Below are 17,665 nucleotides of genomic sequence, written 5' to 3' on the forward strand. Positions count from 1 at the left end.
GGCCTGCGCAAACCTACTGGCGGATGCGCCAGCCCGAGCGGAAGATCCACCAGATGATGCCGAGGCAGAGGCCCGTGAAGACGAAGATTGCGACGAGGCTGACCGCCACGGGCACGTCGGACGTGTCGAAGAAGGACCAGCGGAAGACCGACATGAGGTAGACGACGGGGTTGAACAGCGCGACCGTCTGCCAGGCTTCGGGCAGCATGTCGATGCTGTAGAAGCTGCCGCCGAGGAAGATCAGCGGCGTGAGCACCAGAAGCGGGATCAGTTGCAGCTGCTGGAAATCCTTGGCCCAGATGCCGATGATGAATCCGAAGAGCGAGAAACTGAGGCTGGTGAGCGCGAGAAGCATCACCATCGCCACAGGATGCGCGATCGGCAGGTCGACGAAGAGGAAGGCCGTGCCAAGGATCACGAGCCCGATCAGGATCGACTTGACCGCAGCCGCGCCGACGAAGCCCGTCACGATCTCGACGAAGCCGACGGGGGCCGCCAGAAGCTCCTGCATCGTGCCGATGAACTTGGGGAAATGGATGGCGAACGAGGCATTGGCCACGGACTGGGTGACGACGGTCAGCATGATCAGGCCCGGCACGATGAAGGCGCCGTAGCTGACGCCGCCCACCGTGTCGATGCGGCTGCCGATGGCCGCGCCGAAGACGACGAAGTAGAGCGAGGTCGAGATCACCGGCGAGGCCAGCGACTCGAGGATGGTGCGCCGGAAGCGCGCCATCTCCTTGGCAAAGATCACGCTGATCGCCTGAAGGTTCATCGTCCCGTCCTCACCAGATCCACGAAGATGTCCTCGAGGCTGCTCTGCCGCGTGGCCAGATCTGCGATCTGCAGCCCGGCCCCGCGCATCTCGCCGAGAAGCGTGACGATCCCCGTCCGCTCGCCCGCTGCATCGTAGGTATAGATGAGGCTGCGCCCGCCTTCGTCGAGTTCCAGCGCATGTCTGGCAAGGGTTTCGGGCACCGTTTCTATCGGTTCGGCCAGATCCACCTGCAGTTCCTTGCGGCCCATCCGCGACATCAGGCTCGCCTTGTCCTCGACCAGCAGGATCTCTCCGTGATTGATGATGCCCACCCGGTCCGCGATGGCTTCGGCCTCCTCGATGTAGTGGGTGGTGAGGATGATCGTCACACCCTGCGCGCGAAGGTCCGCCACCACCGCCCACATGTCCTTCCGGAGTTCGACATCCACCCCGGCCGTGGGCTCGTCGAGGAAGAGCACCTGCGGCCTGTGCGCCAGCGCCTTCGCGATCAGCACCCGGCGCTTCATCCCGCCCGAGAGCGGCTGGATCGTGCTGTCCTTCTTGTCCCAGAGCGAGAGCTGGCGCAGCACGCGTTCCACATGGCCGGGATCCGCAGGCCGGCCATAGAGCCCGCGCGAGAAGCTCACGCTACGGAAGACCGTCTCGAAGGGCTCCAGCGCGATTTCCTGAGGCACCAGCCCTATGAGGGATCGGGCGGCGCGCCAGTCGCGAGCGACATCGTGCCCGCCGACGGTGATCAGGCCCGAGGTCGGCCGGACGATGCCGCAGATGGTCGAGATGAGCGTCGTCTTGCCGGCTCCGTTCGGCCCGAGAAGCGCAAGGATCTCGCCCTCCTGGATGTCGAGGCTCACGCGCTTCAGCGCCTGGAAGCCCGAGTCGTAGGTTTTCACGAGATCGCGGATGGAGACGATGGCAGTCATTGAGCCCTCAGAGGATGCCGGCCGGCGGCGCGGACATCCCCGCCCGACAGCCGCGCCGGACAGCGAGATAGGCCGGAGGGAAGGGGGAACAAGGGGCTCCTTCGGGGGCGCCCGCCGTCCCGTCCTTCGGCGGCCTGTCGCCGGCGCTTTACTGCCCCGTCTCTCCGGCACGGATCGAGTCCGGCGCTTCCCCGGTGTCGAGCCAGCGCTCGAGCGCCGCCGTCGGATCGAGCGCCGTCTGGTCGATCCCGCCCGGTCCGGGCGCAAGGCCGCAATGGTCGAGCCCGGGGATCATGAAGAGGGCGACATTCTCCTTCAGCGCATCCTCTCCGCCTGCCTTGTCGGCGGCCTCGGCATACCACTCCACGGTCTTGTAGGGCGTCACGATCGCATCGGCCCAGCCGTGCCAGACGATCATCCGCCCGCCTGCCTCGCGAAAGGCCGACAGGTCGGGATCGTCGGCATCATAGACGGCGCTCATGGTCTCGAGCCGGGCCGGATCCGTCTCGAAGTCGAAGTCGGTCGGCTTCCAGCCGGGGCCGGGATCGTCCGGGAAGGCCATGTAGGCGCCGAAATTCGTGGTGAAGGCATTGACCAACCGTCCGCCGCCCTCGGCATTTCCGACGAGCCAGGTGGCCCAGAACGGCTCCGATCCTTCGGGGATGCCGCCCGGATAGAGCTGTTCTCCCGCAGCGTTGCGCGGACCCTGCCGCCAGAGCGAGACGACCTCGAGCTCCTTCTCCGTCAGACAGTCCGAGTTGCTGCCCGCACCGCAGGCCAGCGGCGAGAGATCCACCTCGCAGGCACGGGGATCCGCGATCAGCCCGTCTTCCGCGCCATCGACACCATCGCACTGCGCCATGACCTCGCGCCCGATCAGCGCCTCGCGCCCCGGTTTCAGGATCTGCTCGCCGTTGTCATCGGTATTGGCGGCCATGAACCAGCTCATCGCGGTCGCCACGAGGCCGGTGTAGTCCATGGCCGGAGCGCCCGCGATGATGCCGTCGAACATCTCGGGGTAGCGCAGCGCCGCCATCTGGGCCATGCGCCCCCCGGTCGAGCACCCCTGGAAGATCGAGCGCTCGGCGCCCGACCCGTAGAAGGTCTCGGCGAGCAGCAGGCCTACGCGGTTGGTCTCGCCGATGGACCGCCAGCCCCAGTCCCGTTCGGCGGCCGGATCGTGGTCGGCCCAGGCCGCATCGACGACCGACAGGCCGAGATGGCCGCTGTCCGAGGTGGCGGTCGCATAGCCGCGCGCGAGGCCCGGACGCATCGCGTTGATCCAGCCGGCGCCCGCGTCGTCGCGCCCGAGGATGCCGCAGAACCCGCCGCAGCCGGTCTGGTAGAAGCCGCCGTTCCAGCCCTCGAGCGGCAGCCGCACCTCGATCGAGATCGCCGGAAGGGCGGTGGCCCGGATCTCGCAATAGGCGGGCAGAGTGCCCTCCGCAGCGACTTCCCGGGCGCTCGTGACGTGGCCGCCTGGAAAGACCGTGTCCCGCAGCTCGGCGCAACTCGGACCGTCCGTGGCCTGCGCCTGCGCCGCTGCCGCCGATACAGCAAGCACCGCGCCGGCGATGGCGATGGTTCGCATGATCTTCCTCCTCCGCTGTCCTCCGGTCGTCATGCTAGGCAACAGCGGCGGGATTATCACCCCTGCCGTAGCGGCAGCGCGGGCACCGCCGTTCCACCCCGATCCTGCGTTTCCCGCGCCCTACCTTTGGTGGAGGACGCGGCAATGGTTTTCGCGGGCATCCTCTGACAGACTCGCATGCAGCGACGCGCGGATCTGGGAGGAGAACGTGAACGTCATCGGCACCCAATCGCAGGGTCAGGGAGTGACCCTTCTGGCCGAGCAGATCTGCGCCGGGCTGGTCGGCCACGACACGCTGGTCGAACGGCTCATGACGGCGCTGCTCACCGGTGGCCATGTGCTGATCGAGGGGCCGCCGGGGCTCGCAAAGACCCGGGCCGTCAAGCGGCTTGCCGAGGGGCTCGACGGCAGCTTCGCCCGGATCCAGTGCACGCCCGACCTCATGCCCTCGGACCTCACCGGCACGCAGGTGTTCCGGCGCAACAGCGAGAGCTTCGATTTCGTCCCGGGCCCGATCTTCCACTCGCTCGTTCTGGTGGACGAGATCAACCGCGCGCCGCCCAAGGTGCAGTCGGCCCTTCTCGAAGCCATGGGAGAGTCGCAGGTGACGGCAGGAGGCGTGACGCGGCGTCTGCCCGATCCCTTCATGGTGGTGGCTACGCAGAATCCGATCGAGCACGAGGGCACCTTTCCGCTGCCCGAGGCGCAGCTCGACCGGTTCCTTCTTCACGTCGATCTCGCGCTTCCCGGTGCCGAGGCCGAGCGGGCGATCCTCGATCTCGTCGAGGGCGAGGCGGGGCGCGAGGCCAGCCCGCTGCCAGCGCCGCTGAGCCATGGCGAACTCGGTGCGGCGCGCGCGGCGGCGGCTGCCATCCACCTCGCGCCCGCGCTCAGGGATTTCATCGTGCGTCTTGTCATCGCCACGCGCGAGACCGACGGAACCCCGCTCGACGGGCTGGTGGAGCATGCGGTCTCGCCCCGCGGCACGCTCGCCCTCGCGGCATCCGCCCGTGCGCGGGCGCTGCTTCACGGACGTGACCATGCGCTTCCCGAGGATGTCGAGGCGCTTGCACCCGATGCGCTCGCCCACCGCCTCGTTCCCAGCTGGCGCGCCACTTCCGAGGGGATCGACGCGCGCGGGATCGTGGCGCGGCTCCTCGGCCATGTGCGGCCCTGGTGATGGGCGCGTCGGCGCATGAGGTGACGGTGGCGCGGCTGCTGGCACTTGCGCCGGTCGCGGCCCGCAAGCGGCGGACCGCGCCGGAACTCGCGCGCAGGCCCGGTTCCACGGCGACGCGGCCGCGGGGGCAGGGGCACGAGATCCGCGAGATCAGGCCCTTCACCGAGGGCGACGACCTCCGCCACCTTGATGCGGCCGCCACCGCGAGAACCGGCGCCCTGCAGGTGCGCAGCTTCCACGAGGATCGCGACCGGACCGTCGTGCTCGTGGCGGATTTCCGTCGCCCGATGCTCTGGGGCACGCAGAGGTTCCGCTCGGTGGCGGCGGCCGAGGCGCTGGCCCTTGCGGGATGGCACGCGGTCAACGACGGAGGATCCGCCGGCGCGGTCGCGCTGACGGACGCCGGCCTGCAGTCCTCGCGGGCCTCGGCAAGAGCCATGGGCATGGCGCGGGCCGCAGGCTGTCTGGTCCGGGCACATGGAACCGCGCTCGCCTCGCTGAGCCAGCCGGTGCGAGATCTCGGTCCCGACCTGCTGCGGGCCGGCAGTCTCGCCCCGCGCGGCGCAACCATCCTGCTGGCCACCGCGCTCGACCGGCCGGGGCCCATGCTGGCGGCGGCGGTCGGAACACTCCTGCGGCGCGGCCCGCTGCGCCTTCTGCTGATGGTGGATCCCTTCGAGATCGATCCGCCCGCGACAATTCTGCCCTTCCTGACCGAGGGGGGGCGGACGCGACGCGGCGCGTTCCGGGATCTGCCCGGACGGCGCGCGGCCACGATGGACGAGCTTGCACGCCTGGGGGTGACGGTGGAGCAGGTGGCGACCGATGTGCCGGCCGAGGAACAGCCATGACCTCGTTCGACCCGCTCCGCGACCTGCACCCGCCGCGTCTTCCGGTCTCCTTCGCGAGCCTCGGCTGGGCCGAGGTGCTCGCGGCCTTCGGGTTCGGCCTGGCTCTGGCGCTGGTCCTCTTCGGCCTGTTGCGTCCGGCGATGGCGCGCACGAAGGGCCCGCGCCTGGAAGAGGAGATTCGCAGCCTCGCCGCGCTGCCCGCCGAGGACCGTGTCGTGGGCCAGCTTCGGCTTCTGCGGCGGCATGGCGGCAAACTGCCCGCCGAGGTGGCCGGCGCCCTCTACCGACCCGGAACGCCTCCGCCGGATCTCGCGCCGCTGATCCGCACTGCCGCGCGCAGGGGTCGCGATGCCTGACTTCGCCGCACCCTTCCTCTTCCTGCTCCTGCCCTTGCCTTTCCTTGCGTGGCGCTTCCTTCCGCCGCTCGAGCGCCAGGACGGCGCGCTCTACCTGCCGGACGGGCTTGCCGCCGGGGCCGAGCCCGCGCACGGCACCTCGCGCAGCGCGCGGTGGGGCACGGTTCTCAGGGTGCTTCTCTGGGTCTGCCTCGTCACTGCGCTCGCCGGTCCGCAGAGGCTGGTCCCCATGCCGGACCTCAGCGCTTCGGGACGCGAAATCGTGCTGACGCTCGACATGTCGGGCTCGATGCTGATCGAGGATTTCGACATCGACGGCGTCCAGAGCACGCGGCTCGACGCGGTGAAACAGGTCGCCCGCAGCTTCGTGGAAGAGCGGACGGGGGACAGGATCGGGCTCGTCCTCTTCGCCAACCGCGCCTATGTCGCTGCACCGCTGACCTTCGACCTCATGGCGATCGGCCGGGCGATCGAGGAGGCGTCGATCGGCATCACCGGCCGGTCGACGGCAATCGCCGACGGGCTCGGACTGGCGCTGAAACGTGTCTCGGAAGGAGAGGCGCGCTCGCGCGTGATCGTCCTTTTGTCGGACGGCCGGGACAACGCGCACCAGATCGACGCCCGGCAGGTGGCGGCGCTCGCTGCGCGTCACGACGTCCGCATCCACACGATCGCGCTGGGGCCCGACGACATGGAGACGCGGCCCGCCTCGCGCGATGCCGTGGATACCGCGACGCTCCGGGCCATAGCGGAGGCGAGCGGCGGGCGCAGCTACCGCGTCCGGGGCATGGAGGATCTCCGCGCCATGGCAGCCGACCTCGACCGGCTGGAGCCGAACCCCTCCGACCGCCCGCCCGTCCTCGTGCCGTTCCCGCTCTGGCCCTGGCCGGCCGCCCTCGCACTTGTCGCCGCACTGGCGCTGGGGCTGCGCCGGGAGGGGGCGGCATGAGCATTCTCCTGCTCCGCCCGCTCTGGCTCGCGCTGCTCCTGCCGATCGCGCTGCTCGCCCTGATCGTCTGGCGCCGCCGCGCGGCCGGGACATGGGAGAGGATCGTCGCGCCGCTGCTGCTCGAGCGGATGCGCGGAATGGGCTATGTCGCGCCGGCGGATGGGCGGTGGCTCGGCATGCTGCCCTTCCTCGTCGCGGCCGTGCTGGTGGCAGGGCTTGCCGGTCCCGCGCGGCTGCGTCAGGGGGCGCTGGCCTATGACCGGATGGACCCGATCATCCTCATCCTCGACATGTCGCCTTCGGTCGCGGCGACCGCGCAACTCGCCGATGCGCAGGCCGCGGCGGCGCTGGTGCTCCAGACCGCGGGAGGCAGGCCCGTCGGCCTCATGCTCTACGCGTCCGACGCCTATGTCGCGAGCGCGCCGACCAGCGATGCGGCCTCGCTCGAAAGCCTCGTCGCGGTGCTGGGTCCGGAGACGATGCCCGTCGAGGGCAGCCGGCCCGACATCGCACTGAGTTTCGCGCGGGAGCTTTTCGCCGCGGACGGAGCGGCGGGCCTTGCGGGGGCGGATCTGATCGTCATCTCGGACGGCGGCGGCGTGAATGCCCGTGCATGGGAGGAGGCGCGGCGACTGGACGAGGCCGGCGCCCGCGTCTGGGCGCTCGAACTCTCGCGCGGGGGACTGCCCGAGGGGATGCCTCCGCCGGCGGCCGATGCGCTGAGCGGACTGGCCAAGGCCGGTGGCGGCGACCTCGCGCCGGCACGGGAGCCGAGACCGCTGCTCGCACGCATGGGGGCCGCCCGGGCCCGTGCCATCGCGCGATCAAGCCAGGCGCCCGACGTGCTGGACGATTTCGGCCGCCTTCTCGTCCTGCTGGCTCTGGCGCCCGCCCTGCTGCTCTTCCGCCGCCCCGCCACAGGAGAGCGCTGATGCGGCGCGCGGCCCTCGCCCTTCTGGCCCTCGCCTGCATCGCCGCCAGTGGCCCGACCGCCTGGGCCAAGCTTGCGCTTCTGGCGGGCCTGCCGCAACTGGCCGTTCCGCTTGCATCGGATCCGGCCATCCGCGGTGTAGCTCTCTATCAGGCGCGCCGCTTCGCCGAGGCGGACAAGGCCTTCGCCGAGGCCGGGCGTTCGGTCACCTACAACAGGGGGCTCAGCCTTGCCGCCGTCGGCAACTACATCCTTGCCGAGGCCTATTTCGACGCGGTCCTCTTCGCGAATGCCGCCGACAGCGAGGCGCGCGAGAACCGCAATGTGGTGGCCGCTCTCTACGATCCCGTGGTGGGCATCGGTGACGAGACGGGGCGCATCGCGGTGCAGGTCGTGACACCGCCTGATGAAGCACCGACCGAGCGCTTCTCGGCTGACATGCCGCCGCTCGACGTGGGCCGTCTGGTCGCCGATGATGCCTGGCTTGCAACGCTTGCCGACGATCCGGGCGAATTCCTGCGGCTGCGGCTGTCGGACGAATACACCCGCCGCCTCTCGCTCGGCTTCGCGGCGCCGGAAGAGGGAGACCCGTGGTGATCCGCCTTCTCCTGTTGCTCGCAGCAATCACCGCCTCGCCCGCCTTCGCCGAGGAGCCGCTGCGGATGCTCGAGATCCAGGCCCATCCCCGCGCCGAGAGCATAGTCGAGGGCGAGATGGTGCCCGTCACCGTGCGCGGCGTCTACGACGGCAGGATCACGCTCGAGGATCTGAAGATTCTGCCCGGGGAGAGTTTCGACTGGGTGCAGCTGGACCGGGACGACTGGCACGAGGAGCGCATTGACGGCCGCACGCGCATCGTCGTCGAGCGACACCTTGCGATCTATCCCAAGCAGTCCGGCTTCTCGCGCTTCGGGCCGGCGGAGCACCGGCTGACCTTCGTCGGCTCGGATGGCAAGGCCGAAACCGTGGTGTCGCACCCGCTGGACCTGTCGGTCGCGCCCATGCCGCAGGGTCCGCCCTTCCACAGCCCGCACGGCTGGCGCTTCGCCGCCGCAGAGCTTCGCGTGACGGACGAACTGAGCACCGATCCGGCCCGGCTGAAGGACGGCGAGACGGTGACGCGAAGCGTCACGGTGACCGCGGTCGGAGCCCTGCCGGCGATGCTTCCGCCGCGGCCCGTCATCTCCGAGAACTGGCTCATCGCCTTTGCGGCCCCGGTGGAGCGCCGTCTGGAGCTGACCCCGGACGGGCCGGTGGCGAGCGTGGTCTGGACCTGGCAGTTCCGGCCCGAGACGGGCGAACCGGGCGTGCTGCCGGCGGTCCCCATCCCCTTCTTCAACACCGTGACGCGGAAGGTCGAAGCGGTCGAGATCCCGGCGCTGCCCATCGGCTACGCAAGCTTCGCCGCCTCGCAATCCGCCGGCATGCAACTCGATGCCGCAAGCACTCGCGGCGTGATCCTTGCGCTTGTCACGGGGCTCGGGGTCGGGCTGGCGGTCCTCGTCTCAGGTCATCGACCAACGGCGTATGCGCTGCATCGTCTCTGGCGGCATTACTCTCCGCTGCCGGGCTGGCGCTTGCGCCGCGCGGCGCGGGCGGGCGACCTCCTCGCTCTTCGTCGGGCCGCCGAGGAACGTTCCGCCGAATGCGTCGGGAGGCCGGACGTCCTCTCCGATCTGGACCGTGCGATCTACGGCCCGCCGCCCCAGACCTTCGATGCGCGCGCCTTCCTGCGGATCCTGCGCAGCCAGATCCGTCGTGGAGCAGCGGGAAAGTGACCGATCCTGCCCCGCCGTGCCGCGCTGTCGGCGCAGCGACTGGCTCCGGAAACCGTGGCCGAAGGGAGCGTTCCCATGGTCCCCGGACCCCACGAGACGATCATCGATCTGCGGGGTGACGAGAGACCGAATGCGCGCGCTTCTTCCGGATGCGCTGCCACCACCGGGACAGCGCGGAAGGCAGAGGATACAGCGGTCAGGAGCAACAGGAGTGGAAGCCGCTTGAAATCGCTCCCCGGCGCCTATCACACTGGGGGCTCCCGCGCCTGCCGCGTCCGCACGGAGGATCGTGTCACTTGGCCTTCGACTTCATTCTCATGCTCACCGCCGAGGATCGCACCATTCCCGACGCGCGCACCCGGCTGGACGAGGCGCTCGAGGCGGGCGCGCGCCACATCGGCTTTAAGGACGTCGGGCTGCCGTTCGACAGGCTGAAGGAACTTGCCGATGCGATCCGGGCCTCGGGCGGGCGATCCTACCTCGAGGTGGTGAGCCTCGACGAGGAGAGTGAACTGGCCTCGGCCCGCGCTGCCGTCGAACTGGAGGTGGATTGCCTGCTCGGCGGGACCCGCGCCGAGACGGTGACGGCGATCACCCGTCAGCATCCTATCCGGTACTATCCGTTCCCCGGACGTGTGACCGGCCATCCGAGCGTGCTGGAGGGCACCGCAGACGAGATCGTGGCCGCTGCCCGGAGGCTGGCGGATCTGGAGCATGTGCATGGCCTCGACCTTCTGGCCTACCGCTTCGCCGGCGACGTGCCCGCGCTGATGCGGCAGGTCTGCGCGGCGGTCGACAAGCCGGTGGTGATGGCGGGCAGCATCGACAGCGAGGCGCGCGTGACCGAGACCGCGGCGGCGGGCGCGGCCGGCTTCACCGTCGGCACGGCGGCGCTCGCGGGCTCGTTCCCCGCGGAGGAAGGCGGCTTTGTCTCGCAGGTGAGGGCGATCCTCGCGATCACGACCCGCGCCCGCGCGCAGTCCATCGCTCCCCGCCGCCTCGCGCTGGCCGCGCATGATACGCGAAAGCCCCATCTGAGGGCCTGGGTGACACGTCATGCGGCGCGGCTCGAGGGACACCGGCTGATCTGCACCGGCGGCACGGGGCGGATGATTCAGGCCGCCGTGCCCGGCCTTACGGTGCACCGGCTGCAGCGCGGGGCACGGGGAGGCGACCAGCAACTCGGCGCTTTGATTGCGACGGGCGAACTGGATGGCGTCGTCTTCTTTGCGGATCCGACGATCGCGCATGGCGGCGACGCGGACCTGCAGGCCCTCACGCGTCTCGCGATCCTCCACGACACGCCGGTCGCTCTCAGCCCGACTGCGGCCGACATGCTCGCCTCGTCGCTTCTGGCAGAGCGGCGGGGCGTCCTGCGGTAGGGCGATCTGCGCCGGAAGCCTGCAGCTTGCGTTGCTTCTGGACTTTGCGGCAGGCGAATTGCATGAACCGGCCATGCCTTATGCATCCTCCTTCCTCACCGGGTTCGGACTGTCGCTCGGCCTGATCGTCGCCATCGGAGCGCAGAACGCCTTCGTGCTGCGGCAGGGCCTGCGGCGTGAGCATGTCCTCGCCGTCGTGGCCTTCTGCGCGGGCGCGGATCTGGTGCTGATGACGGCAGGCGTCGCGGGCCTCGGCGCCGTTCTGGGAAGGCTTCCGGGCTTCGTCACCCTGCTGTCCCTCGCTGGCGCGGTCTTCCTGGGCTGGTACGGGATCACGGCGCTCCGCCGGGCGTTCCACCCGGAGCGACTGCTGGCCGAGGGCGGAGGGCCTGCGCTCTCGCTCGGCGGAGCGCTCGCGCGCGTGGCAGGGTTCACCTTCCTCAACCCCCATGTCTACCTCGACACGGTGCTTCTGGTCGGCTCGGTAGGGGCGGCCCAGCCCGACGGCATGCAGGCCCCCTTCCTCGGTGGCGCGGGCCTGGCGAGCGTCGTCTGGTTCGCCAGCCTCGGGTATGGCGCGCGCCTGCTGGTGCCGATCTTCGCGCGGCCCATCGCCTGGCGCGTGCTCGACGTGCTGATCGGCGTCATGATGCTCCTGCTGGCGGCCGGGCTTCTCCACTACGTTTTGAGGGGAGGGGCCTGACGGCGCACGACACCCAGACAGGCACGAGGCGCGGCCGGCGCGACATCACTCTTCCGTCCGGCCCTCCGATGGCCGGTCCCGCTCGTAGAGCTTCGAGGTCGGGAAGGGCGGCAGCCATGCCTCGCGCCGGATGGTCCAGAGTTCATAGGTGGGCGCGAAGAGGTCGGGGCTGTCGAGCGAGCCGAGGTTGACCTCGACCTCGTCGCCGGAGCGCCCGAAGACGGGCGAGCCGCAATCGGGGCAGAAGAAGCGCCCGGAATGCCCGCGTGGCTCTCCTTCGACCGTCACGGCCTCCTGCGGGAAGATGGCCGAGGCATGGAACAGCGCGCCGTGCTGCTTCCTGCAGTCGAGGCAGTGACAGATGCCTACCCGGTAAGGACGGCCTATCGCCGTGATGCGGATCCGGCCGCAGCGGCAGCCGCCCGTGACTGTGTCCATCGTCGGTCTCCATGGATGATGCCGTGTCCAGGATCGAGTCTAGCCCGTCGGCCGGGCCAGTCACAGCCCGTGAGGCCGGCCAACCTGCGATACCGGCGGAGCCGTGCTTCCCCGCCGGCCGGGGCGCGACCTTGGAGAGGCGTGCGACCAGCGCATGGTCGATTTTGCTTCCCCGGCGGCTGGGGCGCGACCCGCCTTCCGCCGCTCACTCTACCGGCTGCGCAATGCCGTCTCACGCCTGCGTCACCATGAAGCTCGGGGCCGTCTGGCCAACGCGGCGGAGCGCGGCTATAGCGCAGCCATGACTGATGCGCTTCCGCCTTGCCCCGAATGTTCCTCGGCCTTCACCTATCAGGTGGATGCGCTGCTCGCCTGTCCCGAATGCGGGCACGAATGGGCGCCTGGCGATCCGGCGGAGGTGACGGGCGCCGTCCGGGACAGCGTGGGCAACGTGCTTGCCGACGGCGATACGGTGACGGTCATCAAGGACCTCAAGCTCAAGGGGTCTTCCTCGGTCATCAAGGTGGGCACCAAGGTCCGGGGTATCCGCCTCGTGGCAGGCGACCACGACATCGACTGCAAGGTGCCGGGGATCGGCCAGATCGGCCTCAAGTCGCAGTTCGTCAAGAAGGTCACCGACTGAAACGACGGGCCGGCGTGGAGGCCTGTCCGCGCCGATACGTGCAAAAGGTCGTGGCACGGCCGAAGAGCCGGAGCGGGCGACGGATCCGGATATCCCGCACCGCGTCGGATCGCGCGGACGGGCTTGCCGCCGACCGCTCGAACGCGGTGGTGCGCGCGAGACATGGCGGACAACCAATCGACACGGCACGAGGATCGGCAATTCGGCGCCGCTTGCCTCGCGGGTCTCTCGTCAACGCTTTCGGCGGGGATCCCCGAAGGCCACCGCAGCCATGAGCCCGAGGAGGATCACGAGGCTGGCGGCAAGGCCGATGGCGTAGATCCGGCGCCGGGGCGTCGCCGCTGTCTCCGGCTCCGTCTCCGTCTCGGATGAGGTCGCGGTTCCTCGTCCGGCAGCATCGGCCGCAGCCGGCCGGTCCGTTATGACCGACGAGCCAGGTTCCTTCAGGGGCACGGCGATGGCACCCGGACGGGAGCGGTCGATAGTGCGGGGCGTGACAGCTTCAGCGCCATCGCAAAGCACTTCCGGCGCGTGGACCGGGCCGATCGCACGGCGAGGAGGTGCAGTGCCATGAGCAGCCACGCCCGCGCCGCAGACCACCAGAATCGCAATCAGCGCAGCGATGCGGCGTCTTCCGGTCAACTTGACATACCCTTTACCTGAACGGACCCCTCGGAAGGGGCCAGGACCGGAGGAACACGCGGCCTCCGGTCCGGTGCCACCATACCAAGGCACGGCATGCTCGAGACAGCCCTGATCCGCCCGCATATTGCCGCAGGGACCGGCCAGCGACGCAGGCCGCCCGGGAAGGCCAACCCGTGCCGCGTCCTCGGCCTGGCCTTCCCGGGCAGCCTCCGAAGCGGCTCGCCTGCCTAGATCAGTCCGCGCCGCTGGGCGATGTTGGCGGCCTGCACGGCGGTGCGTGCGCCGAGCCGGTCGCAGGCGGCCTTGAAGCGTGCCTTCACCGCGCCCTCGGTGATGCCAAGGCGGTGGGCAATCTCCTTGTAGCGCACACCCTCGCTCAGCATCCGCAGAACCTCGGCCTGGCTCGGCGTCAGCGCCTCGCGATTGGGGGCATGAAGCTCGGCCAGACTCGCGCGGAGGGTCGCGATCTCGGCATTGGTCATCTCGCGGTCGCCACGGGCAAAGATGCCGAAGGTGCGCTTGCGCGATCGCGCCGTGCGGGCGGGAAAGCCTACCACGCAGCCGAAGCGCAGCCCGTGACGGCGGTAGCTGGCGAGGATGCCCGCTTCGTCCGGCACATGGATCGCACTCCACCGGACGGCACCGTTTGCCGTGGCGGCCCACCGGGTCAGAGGATCCCGAAGCCCGAAGGAATTCACCGTGTAGAAGCGGATCCAGGCCGAGGGGAACAGGTTGCACTCTTCCTCCGGCGACAGGAAGCCGACGCGCAGCGCCACATAGCAGCCGCCCGGTGCCAGATCCCGGAACAGGGGTTCCTGATCGGACAGGGCAGAGAGGGATCCACGCGTCATTTTCTTCATTCTTCGGCCAGCGCCTTTTTTGGCGCGAGCAGACCGTGCCGCTGCGGCATTCTCAAGTTGCGCAAAAGGCAAGGCGCCGAAGGCCAAAATTGCGCAATCGAAGGGTGAAATCGATGCATCGTCAATGGCTTGCACAATTTGTGCCGCGGTGCCACTGAACTTCCGCAGGTTGTGTTGCCGCAGCACCAAATTCAACTGATCCGCCGCGTCGGTGGCGCTGCGCGGATCACCGGCAACCTGGAAGTGCACGCGCGGGACGGGAACGCACGGATCCGCGCCGCAAGCAGGGGATCAGCTGTGTGCGGTTCACCGACCGGCGAAGGTTACGCCGCGGCATGATCAGCGCAGCAGTCGCGCCGCTCCGCCTTGATCGTGGCGCAACGTCCCCGGAATTTCCCACCCGCCGCATGGTGACGGTGTCGCGTTCGGCGTCCCGCGAGGCGCGGTCGGCCGAGAGGCCCGTTCCGCCCGATCACGCGGCGAGCGCGACGACCGCCAGCAGCCCGGCAAGCACCGCCAGCGAGCGGATGTAGAGCCTCAATCCGCGGGTCATGTCGGCTGCTTCCGGGTCGGGCGCGGCGGCATTCAGCCAAGGTTCCGCGCTGATCCGCTCACCATAGGTCCGCGGGCCCGAGAGCCGGATCGCGAGCCCGCCCGCCATCGCGGCCTCCGGCCAGCCCGCGTTGGGCGAGCGATGAGAGCCCGCATCCCGCAGCATCGTCCGCCACGCGGCACGCGGCCGCCCGGCAGCGACGCAGAACAAGAGACCGGTCAGCCTTGCCGGCACCAGATTGGCCGCGTCGTCGAGCCGCGCCGCGATCCGGCCGAAATGCAGGTACCGGTCGCTGCGATGCCCGATCATGCTGTCGAGGGTGTTGATCGCCTTGTAGCCCGCGATCCCCGGCAGGCCGAGGATGGCCCCCCAGAAGACCGGCGCCACGACGCCGTCCGACGCGTTCTCGGCGAGGCTCTCCAGCGCCGCCCGTGCGATGCCCGCGCCATCGAGGCGCTCAGGGTCCCGCCCGACGATCATCGACACGGCGTGGCGCGCGGCCGCCAGATTACCCTCCGCCAGCGGGCGTGCGACGCGCGCCACATGGTCATGAAGGCTGCGTCCTGCCACCAGCGGCGCGGCGAGAAGGCCGGTCAGAAGCGCCCCGATCCAGCCACCGGGGAGCAGCGCCGCAAGCGCCATCGCCGGCAGGACCGTCGCCGCCAGAGTGGCGGCCACCGTGACGCCCCCGAGGATCAGCCTCGTCCGGTCGGTGAAACCCGGCCGGTTCCACCGCGCCTCCAGCGCGGCAATCACTGCGCCGATCCAGACGACAGGATGGCCGATCCGGGCGTGCAGCCGGTCAGGCCATCCTGCGAGGCCTTCGACCGCCAGAGCCACCAGCATCGCAGCCGCGCTCAAGCCACGTCTCCCGACCGCCTGAGCAGGTAGATGTCCATGATCCAGCCGTGCCGCGCCCGCGCCTCTGCCCTGGCCGCGACGATCCGCGGAGCGGCTTCCGCGAGCGGACCCGACTCGAGGATCTCTTCGGGCATCCCGAGATAGGCGCCCCACCAGATGCGCAGGCCCGACGGGTCGAGCGTGCGGAAGCTGCATTCGCCATCCAGCATGACGACAGCGGTATCGGTGCCCGCCGGCCAGCCGGCGCGCAGCTGCCGGCCGGTGGTGATGACGACCGGCGCGCCGACCTCGTTGAGCGGGATGGCATGCGCCGCGCAGAGCGCTTGGATCGCCGTGATCCCCGGAACCACCCGCACGCGGGGGGCGGGCGACAGCCGCGCGGCGATCCGCAGGCTCGAGTCATAGAGCGACGGGTCGCCCCAGATCAGCAGCGCTGCATGATCGGCATTTCCTGCGGCCTGCGCCCATGCGCGGGCAATGGCGTCGTGCCAGTCTTCCACGCCGCCGCGGTAGTCCGGGTTGGCCGCGTCGCGGACCGGAAGATCGAACTCGGCTACCGGCACCCCCGGCGCCAGTTCGGCGCAGAGCCGGAGCCGCAGATCTGCGAGATCGGCCTTCTCCTCGCCCTTGCGCGGCACGAGGATCAGTCCTGCCTCGCGCAGGGCCGCTGCCCCCTGACGGGTGACGTGGTCGGGATTGCCGGTGCCGATGCCGACGAGGGTCAGCTCACGCATCGTCCGACCCCGCCAGCGGGCCATAGAGGATCAGGGCAGGCGCGTCGCCGGCCTTCTGCACTTCCTCGGCCAGCCCCGCCAGAGTTCCGCGCCAGAGGCGCTGCGCCGGCGTCGAGACGCCCTCGGCCAGCAGCGCCGGGGTCTCGGCCGGCAGGCCCGCACCGATCAGCGCGGCGGCGAGCATCGGAAAGGTGCGCTTGCCCATGAAGACCACCGTGGTCGCCAGCGGATCGGCCAGAGCGGCGAGGTTCGCCTCCGGCAGGCCGCCGGTGACGTCCGCCCCGGTCAGGAACTGGACCCGCCGCGCCGTCAGCCGGCGGGTCAGCGGGATGCCCGCGGCGGCGGCGGCGGCGCAGGCCGAGGGCACGCCGGGGATGATCTCGTAGCCGATCCCTGCCGCGTCCAGCGCGGCGGTCTCCTCTTCCAGCCGGCCGAAGATGCCTGCATCGCCGGACTTCAGCCGCACGACGCGGGCGCCGGTGCTGGCGTAGTCCACCAGAAGGCGGCTTACATGGTCCTGCTTCGGAGAGGCGCGGCCAGCCCTCTTGCCGACGCCGACAAGGTCGGCGCCCTCGCGCGCATGGGACAGGATCGGTCCCGACGAGAGATCGTCGAACAGGACCGCATCCGCCCGCGACAGCCGATCCACCGCCTTCAGCGTGAGAAGCTCGGGATCACCCGGCCCCGAGGAGACGAAGGAGACGAAGCCGCTCATGTCCCCTCCGGGAAGCGTGGCGCGGTGCCTACGGGGCGATAGCGGCGGTCGTAGTCGGCGGCATAGAGCCGGCTCTCGCCAAAGTCCGCATCTCCGAGGCTGCGCCCGACGAGAATCAGGGCCGTCCGCTCCATCTCCTCGGCGACGGCGGCGCGGAGCGTGCCGAGCGTGGCGCGGATCAGGCGCTCGTCCGGCCAGCTCGCGCGCCAGACCACGGCGACGGGGCAATCCGGCCCGTAATGCGGCAGAAGCTCGGCCAGAACGTTCTCGAGCACATGCACCGACAGGTGAATGGCGAGGACCGCACCGGTGGCGGCAAAGGCCGCGAGGCGCTCGCCCTCGGGCATGGCCGAGGCGCGGCCGGAGGTGCGCGTCAGCACCACCGACTGCACGAGCCCCGGCAGCGTCAGTTCCGCCCCGAGGGCCGCCGCGGCGGCGGCGAAGGAAGGCACGCCCGGCGTCACGTCATAGGGGATCCCGAGCGCGCGGAGGCGGCGAAGCTGCTCTCCCATCGCCGACCAGATCGAGAGGTCGCCGGAATGCAGCCGTGCCACGTCCAGGCCGCCTGCATGGGCGGCCGCTATCTCGTCGATGATCGCATCGAGGCTCATTGGCGCCGTGTTGACGATCCTCGCCCCCGGCGGACAGTGGGCAAGCACCCCTTCCGGCACCAGCGATCCGGCGTAGAGGCAGACCGGCGAGGCTGCGATCAGGTCGCGGCCGCGCAGGGTGATGAGGTCAGGCCCTCCGGGGCCCGCTCCGATGAAATGCACTGTCATTGCGCGGCTTTCGTATCG

The 17,665-nt window shown here is 70.1% G+C and carries 20 protein-coding genes; 10 read left to right on the forward strand and 10 right to left on the reverse strand.

Annotated features, from left to right (window positions below):
- Positions 1-13: 13 nt before the first annotated feature.
- The 3 genes from ACTVZP_RS11785 to ACTVZP_RS11795 all read right to left on the reverse strand — a co-directional run bounded on the left by ACTVZP_RS11785 (position 14) and on the right by ACTVZP_RS11795 (position 3,289).
- The gene (locus ACTVZP_RS11785) at positions 14-775 is read right to left on the reverse strand and encodes an ABC transporter permease (protein WP_443212337.1); all 762 of its coding nucleotides are present in this window, start codon (positions 773-775) and stop codon (positions 14-16) included.
- Positions 772-1,698, reverse strand: coding sequence for an ABC transporter ATP-binding protein (locus ACTVZP_RS11790; protein WP_443212338.1), 927 nt, complete (start codon positions 1,696-1,698; stop codon positions 772-774). The genes ACTVZP_RS11785 and ACTVZP_RS11790 overlap by 4 nt, the downstream gene beginning before the upstream one ends.
- 148 nt (positions 1,699-1,846) lie before the next feature.
- Complete coding sequence (locus ACTVZP_RS11795) at positions 1,847-3,289, reverse strand: tannase/feruloyl esterase family alpha/beta hydrolase (RefSeq protein ID WP_443212339.1); 1,443 nt, start codon at positions 3,287-3,289, stop codon at positions 1,847-1,849.
- 208 nt (positions 3,290-3,497) lie between these two features.
- On the opposite strand from ACTVZP_RS11795, the gene ACTVZP_RS11800 reads away from it, so the two are divergent.
- The 9 genes from ACTVZP_RS11800 to ACTVZP_RS11840 all read left to right on the forward strand — a co-directional run bounded on the left by ACTVZP_RS11800 (position 3,498) and on the right by ACTVZP_RS11840 (position 11,419).
- Complete coding sequence (locus ACTVZP_RS11800) at positions 3,498-4,469, forward strand: AAA family ATPase (RefSeq protein ID WP_443212340.1); 972 nt, start codon at positions 3,498-3,500, stop codon at positions 4,467-4,469.
- The gene (locus tag ACTVZP_RS11805) at positions 4,469-5,320 is read left to right on the forward strand and encodes a DUF58 domain-containing protein (RefSeq protein ID WP_443212341.1); all 852 of its coding nucleotides are present in this window, start codon (positions 4,469-4,471) and stop codon (positions 5,318-5,320) included. The genes ACTVZP_RS11800 and ACTVZP_RS11805 overlap by 1 nt, the downstream gene beginning before the upstream one ends.
- A complete protein-coding gene (locus ACTVZP_RS11810) occupies positions 5,317-5,676 on the forward strand; it encodes a hypothetical protein (RefSeq protein ID WP_443212342.1) in 360 nt (119 codons plus the stop codon). The genes ACTVZP_RS11805 and ACTVZP_RS11810 overlap by 4 nt, the downstream gene beginning before the upstream one ends.
- Entirely contained in the window at positions 5,669-6,625 is a 957-nt protein-coding gene (locus ACTVZP_RS11815) for a VWA domain-containing protein (protein WP_443212343.1), read from the forward strand. Before ACTVZP_RS11810 ends, ACTVZP_RS11815 begins: the two co-directional genes overlap by 8 nt.
- A complete protein-coding gene (locus ACTVZP_RS11820; protein WP_443212344.1) occupies positions 6,622-7,557 on the forward strand; it encodes a VWA domain-containing protein in 936 nt (311 codons plus the stop codon). The genes ACTVZP_RS11815 and ACTVZP_RS11820 overlap by 4 nt, the downstream gene beginning before the upstream one ends.
- Complete coding sequence (locus tag ACTVZP_RS11825) at positions 7,557-8,153, forward strand: hypothetical protein (RefSeq protein WP_443212345.1); 597 nt, start codon at positions 7,557-7,559, stop codon at positions 8,151-8,153. Before ACTVZP_RS11820 ends, ACTVZP_RS11825 begins: the two co-directional genes overlap by 1 nt.
- The gene (locus tag ACTVZP_RS11830) at positions 8,150-9,334 is read left to right on the forward strand and encodes a hypothetical protein (protein ID WP_443212346.1); all 1,185 of its coding nucleotides are present in this window, start codon (positions 8,150-8,152) and stop codon (positions 9,332-9,334) included. The genes ACTVZP_RS11825 and ACTVZP_RS11830 overlap by 4 nt, the downstream gene beginning before the upstream one ends.
- Positions 9,335-9,630: 296 nt before the next feature.
- Entirely contained in the window at positions 9,631-10,716 is a 1,086-nt protein-coding gene (locus ACTVZP_RS11835; RefSeq protein WP_443212347.1) for a methylglyoxal synthase, read from the forward strand.
- A 73-nt stretch (positions 10,717-10,789) separates the two neighbouring features.
- On the forward strand, positions 10,790-11,419 hold the full coding sequence (locus ACTVZP_RS11840; protein WP_443212348.1) for a LysE/ArgO family amino acid transporter: 630 nt from the start codon (positions 10,790-10,792) through the stop codon (positions 11,417-11,419).
- Positions 11,420-11,464: 45 nt separating this feature from the next.
- Here the strand turns inward: ACTVZP_RS11840 and ACTVZP_RS11845 are convergent, their stop codons facing one another.
- Entirely contained in the window at positions 11,465-11,857 is a 393-nt protein-coding gene (locus ACTVZP_RS11845) for a GFA family protein (RefSeq protein WP_443212349.1), read from the reverse strand.
- Between the two features lie 301 nt (positions 11,858-12,158).
- Here ACTVZP_RS11845 and ACTVZP_RS11850 point away from each other — a divergent pair, with 301 nt between their 5' ends.
- A complete protein-coding gene (locus tag ACTVZP_RS11850; protein ID WP_443212350.1) occupies positions 12,159-12,500 on the forward strand; it encodes a zinc ribbon domain-containing protein YjdM in 342 nt (113 codons plus the stop codon).
- A 231-nt stretch (positions 12,501-12,731) separates the two neighbouring features.
- Here ACTVZP_RS11850 and ACTVZP_RS11855 read toward each other — a convergent pair whose 3' ends face one another.
- The 6 genes from ACTVZP_RS11855 to cobM all read right to left on the reverse strand — a co-directional run bounded on the left by ACTVZP_RS11855 (position 12,732) and on the right by cobM (position 17,647).
- The gene (locus ACTVZP_RS11855) at positions 12,732-13,142 is read right to left on the reverse strand and encodes a hypothetical protein (protein ID WP_443212351.1); all 411 of its coding nucleotides are present in this window, start codon (positions 13,140-13,142) and stop codon (positions 12,732-12,734) included.
- Positions 13,143-13,372: 230 nt separating this feature from the next.
- Positions 13,373-14,254, reverse strand: a complete 882-nt coding sequence (locus ACTVZP_RS11860; RefSeq protein ID WP_443212352.1) for a LuxR C-terminal-related transcriptional regulator — start codon at positions 14,252-14,254, stop codon at positions 13,373-13,375.
- A gap of 223 nt (positions 14,255-14,477) precedes the next feature.
- Complete coding sequence (gene cbiB / locus ACTVZP_RS11865) at positions 14,478-15,404, reverse strand: adenosylcobinamide-phosphate synthase CbiB (protein WP_443212603.1); 927 nt, start codon at positions 15,402-15,404, stop codon at positions 14,478-14,480.
- An 11-nt stretch (positions 15,405-15,415) separates the two neighbouring features.
- Positions 15,416-16,153 carry a precorrin-6A synthase (deacetylating) gene (gene cobF / locus ACTVZP_RS11870; protein WP_443212353.1) on the reverse strand — a complete coding sequence of 246 codons (738 nt, stop codon included), beginning with the start codon at positions 16,151-16,153 and terminating at the stop codon, positions 15,416-15,418.
- Positions 16,146-16,868, reverse strand: coding sequence for a uroporphyrinogen-III C-methyltransferase (gene cobA / locus ACTVZP_RS11875; RefSeq protein ID WP_443212354.1), 723 nt, complete (start codon positions 16,866-16,868; stop codon positions 16,146-16,148). Before cobA ends, cobF begins: the two co-directional genes overlap by 8 nt.
- Positions 16,865-17,647 (reverse strand): precorrin-4 C(11)-methyltransferase, encoded by a 783-nt coding sequence (cobM, locus tag ACTVZP_RS11880; RefSeq protein ID WP_443212355.1) that lies wholly within the window; start codon positions 17,645-17,647, stop codon positions 16,865-16,867. Before cobM ends, cobA begins: the two co-directional genes overlap by 4 nt.
- Between the last annotated feature and the right edge of the window lie 18 nt (positions 17,648-17,665).

The sequence above is a fragment of the Rhodobacter sp. NSM genome, from assembly GCF_052244495.1.
In the GTDB taxonomy this organism is placed as follows: Bacteria; Pseudomonadota; Alphaproteobacteria; order Rhodobacterales; family Rhodobacteraceae; genus Cereibacter_A.